Annotated in this window: 5 protein-coding genes; 4 read left to right on the forward strand and 1 reads right to left on the reverse strand. The window is 23.2% G+C overall.

The annotated features are described in order from the left end of the window. Nucleotides 1-439 precede the first annotated feature (439 nt). From MBCUT_RS00045 to MBCUT_RS00060, 4 genes are all read left to right on the forward strand, one after another. A complete protein-coding gene (locus tag MBCUT_RS00045; RefSeq protein WP_067257140.1) occupies nt 440-730 on the forward strand; it encodes a 50S ribosomal protein L21e in 291 nt (96 codons plus the stop codon). A gap of 4 nt (nt 731-734) precedes the next feature. Next, a complete protein-coding gene (locus MBCUT_RS00050) occupies nt 735-1079 on the forward strand; it encodes an RNA polymerase Rpb4 family protein (RefSeq protein WP_067257143.1) in 345 nt (114 codons plus the stop codon). Between the two features lie 309 nt (nt 1080-1388). Then, nucleotides 1389-1724 carry a hypothetical protein gene (locus MBCUT_RS00055; RefSeq protein WP_157082400.1) on the forward strand — a complete coding sequence of 112 codons (336 nt, stop codon included), beginning with the start codon at nt 1389-1391 and terminating at the stop codon, nt 1722-1724. A gap of 21 nt (nt 1725-1745) precedes the next feature. Further along, nucleotides 1746-2099: a hypothetical protein gene (locus tag MBCUT_RS00060; protein ID WP_169805329.1), complete on the forward strand. Its 354-nt coding sequence runs from the start codon at nt 1746-1748 to the stop codon at nt 2097-2099. Between the two features lie 158 nt (nt 2100-2257). On the opposite strand, the gene MBCUT_RS11065 is transcribed toward MBCUT_RS00060, so the two are convergent. Continuing rightward, a partial coding sequence (locus MBCUT_RS11065; protein ID WP_169805330.1) for a hypothetical protein occupies nt 2258-2448 on the reverse strand: 191 nt, incomplete at its 5' end.

A 2448-nucleotide genomic window follows, 5' to 3' on the forward strand; every position in this document is an offset into this window, starting at 1 on the left:
ATATTAATTTGGTAAAAATTAAAATATTTCTAAAATAAAATAGTAAAAATAATTAATATTAATTTGGTAAAAATTAAAATATTTATGAAATAAAATAGTAAAAATAATTAATATTAATTTGGTAAAAATTAAAATATTTATGAAATAAAATAGTAAAAATAATTAATATTAATTTGGTAAAAATTAAAATATTGAAAAAGTAAAATAGAAAAAAAGGTAAAATATATTAATAGCTTCATCAAAAATAAATAAGTACTATCAAAGATAGGATAAATTTTCATTATTTTAATTTAATAACTATTTTAAAAACACTTTTGAAATAATATCTAGATATAAATAAAATTATTATATGATTTTTAAATAGCTATGGTTTTTATTACCTTAAATAGCTAGTATCATATCATTATTTAATAAATTATAATTATAAGAGGTTATTCAGATGAAAAGATCAAGAGGATTTAGAAGTAAATCAAGAAATAAAATGACAAAGGTTGCTAGACCTGGAAGACATAATCCTATAACTAGAAAAATTCAAAAATTCGAAGAAGAAGATTTAGTACATATTATTATTGATCCAAGTATACCTAAAGGTCAGCCACACCCACGATTCCATGGTAAAACCGCGAAAGTTATTGGAGAAAAAGGTAAGGCATATATATTAACATTAAATGATGGTAATAAAGCTAAAGAATTGATTGTAAGGCCAGAACACTTGAAGATACAAGAGTGATCCCATGATAGGGAAAAAAACATTGGAAAACAATCCAATTTCTTCTGCTAAAGTGAAAGAAATTCTTGAAGAGTTTTCTACCGAATATGAGCTTAGTTATGAGCAAAATTTAACATTAGATCATGTTACTAAATTTACTAAAATTTCTGCAGAAAATGCAGAGAAATTGGTGGAAGAACTTCAAGGAATACTTAAAAAAAAGAAACATGCAGTTCGTATAGCAGATTTAATGCCTAAAGATATCTCAGATTTAAGATTAATTTTTGCTAAAGAAAGAATCCCTATAAAAAAAGAAGAATTAGGAGATGTTCTTGAAATAGTAGATAAATATCGTGTTGAAGATGAATAATTTTTAAATCAGAAGTTTTTTTTAGATATTAAACATAACTAAAAAATCATCTGAATGCTTAATAATTCTTTTTTTAACTTATATTTTATTAAAAATTTAAATTACACTGCATTTATATTATTTTTAGTATTTACATAATTAATTATATTATATTATTATATTATTAATTCTCAGTCTTTGTCTATTTTGTTCATGATATTTTAGAAAAAGTTTTTTATTTTTGGTGGTTATATATTTATTATTATGTTCAGTAAAAATAAAAATAACCAACTATATTTGTTTTGTAATGATGATATATTTAATGTTTTTGTGCGTTTTGAGAAAAATATTGTTTATTTGAAACCTAATATGTCTCCTTTGATTGTTCATTTAATGAGGCAAATGATGGATGATGATGTAATATTCTGTTATGAGCGTTATAATAAGATTTATCCTTTTTGTGAAGGGAAATTAAATGCAAATGGACATCCTATCTCTATAAATAAATGCATTGATATTAAAAAACAACAATATCTTTGTAAAAAATGCAATGAAAACTTTATCACTGATATAGATTTAGTGGATAAAAATTCCTGCTACATGAAAGAAATCTCTTTACAAGGACTTAATATTGGCTTAATCGATTATATGTCTTTAAAAAAATGAGTGAAATTATTGAACATTTTTATGGTCATGCCCCAGCAAAAAAAAACAATATTAAACCACATAAACAAAAATTACAAAGAGTTCATAACAAAAGAAGAAAAAAAGATAGATAAAATAAAATTAGTTTTAAACTCTAAAACAGTAAAAACATCAAGAAAAAGGTTTAAAAAATTGGAAAACATAGTAAATGAATTACCAAATCCCATTGCAGTTTTCATCAAAAAACTTTCCAAGACATTTGAAAGATCAATAAACTATATCAAAAACAAATTTTTACCAAATACCAACAATCTTTTAGAATGCTACATCGGAGTAACCCTACCAAGATACCTAAAAAAAGATACAAAACACTACACGGCATTAAAAAAAGATTAAGACTATTAAAAATCCGATGGATAAAACGAAACGTCCTACCATAAAAAAACACGATCATGAATAAAATGGACACCGACAAAAAAAAGAATGTTTGGAAAGAATACTATATTAATTAACTTCTTTCCAAAAAAATAGATAATATAAAACAATTTCTTTTTTTAGGCTTTTTTGTATACTGTTATTCTGAGTTTAGCTATTTTGTTGTGTGCTAGGTTTTTGACTATTGTTTTTAGTATTTTTGATTTTTTGTTGTAGCTGTATTTGATGTTTTTTGTTTTTTGTATTTTGTAGAGTTTGTATTTTTTGAGTATTTTTTTGAGTGATTTTTTGAGGGTTTTTGATCCTGTGG

Source organism: Methanobrevibacter cuticularis (assembly GCF_001639285.1).
GTDB classification, from domain to species: Archaea; Methanobacteriota; Methanobacteria; order Methanobacteriales; family Methanobacteriaceae; genus Methanobaculum; species Methanobaculum cuticulare.